Source organism: Mesorhizobium sp. M7A.F.Ca.US.006.04.2.1 (assembly GCF_004022915.1).
In the GTDB taxonomy this organism is placed as follows: Bacteria; Pseudomonadota; Alphaproteobacteria; order Rhizobiales; family Rhizobiaceae; genus Mesorhizobium; species Mesorhizobium ciceri.
In genome coordinates, this window is the sequence record NZ_RZQA01001304.1 from 1 (window position 1) to 1,134 (window position 1,134).

Here is a 1,134-nt window from a genome sequence, read left to right on the forward strand (position 1 = left end):
ATCGTTCACCTTGTAGGCGACCTCCGTGCGGTTGGTCGCCTTCAATTTCTTCATGATGTTTCGGATGTGAACCTTCACAGTGCTTTCGCGAAGGTTCAGTTCGTGGGCGATGATCTTGTTCGCCTTGCCGCGTCGCAGTGCCTGGGCGACCTCTGCCTGCCTGAGCGTGAACATGCCCGTCAAGGGCCGGGCGTCGCAGTTGCCTGATTTTATCAGGTGCCGCATGGAAAGGACACTACTGGCCGGAACGAAGATGCCTCCGGCTGCAGCCAAGTTGATCGCCTCGACACACACATCGATCCCGACCGAAGTCGGAATGTAGCCGCGTGCGCCGCATTCGAGAGCCGTCAGCACCTGTGCAAGATCTTCGGTGTCGGCCAGGATGACCACCGGAACGGTCTTGAACTCGGACGAAATATGCCTGATTTCTTCTGCAATGCCCTGATCGGTGACCTTCCGGCCGCCGAGGTTGAAGAGTATGGTTGAAAGGGGAGAAGCCGAACCCTTCCTTATGCGCCATTCCTCGATCGAACCCATGGCGACGACCACCATGCCCAATTCATGATCCTCAAGCGCCGAAGCGAGACACTCGCGGTCCAAGGCCCTCCCGTCCAGCATGAGAAGGTATTGCTTACCTGCTTCTTGGTGGAGATTTTCTGTGCCGCTGGACGGAACTCTTGATCGATTTGACGAACCGTAACTGTGCAGTCCTGCTGTAGAAACCATACCGATACTCACCCTTCCCCAACGAAGGTACCTGTGGCGCCCGATAAGTGCCCTTTCTTAGAATTGGAAGTTTTTGGTACCCGACCCATTTTCCACGCTCAAGGCTGATTGCGAACCTCAAGCAACGTGGCTGCTGACATGTAGAGCAGCCTCGGGAGTGTAGGAGCTATTTATTAGCATTCTCTAACATAAGTTAATTTTTTCGGTAAATTTTTACGTTGAGAAGACGGGACTCCAAACCGGTTTGACCCGCGCGAGCGGCCCGAACTAAGGCGCATGCCCGTGCCGCACCAGGCTATAGATATCCTCGGTTACCGCGCACTGTGTTGGTTGCACGCGCTCTTGCGATTAATTCGGCGGGTCTCATGCGATAGGCGGGGGTTGGGTTTGCTCCCACCTCCTGACAAC

Annotated in this window: 1 protein-coding gene; it reads right to left on the bottom strand. The window is 55.3% G+C overall.

Annotated elements, in window-relative coordinates; all coding sequences use genetic code 11:
- Positions 1-618: response regulator transcription factor (locus EN925_RS36835; RefSeq protein ID WP_245487435.1), on the bottom strand; the 618-nt coding region annotated here is incomplete at its 3' end.
- Positions 619-1,134 lie beyond the last annotated feature (516 nt).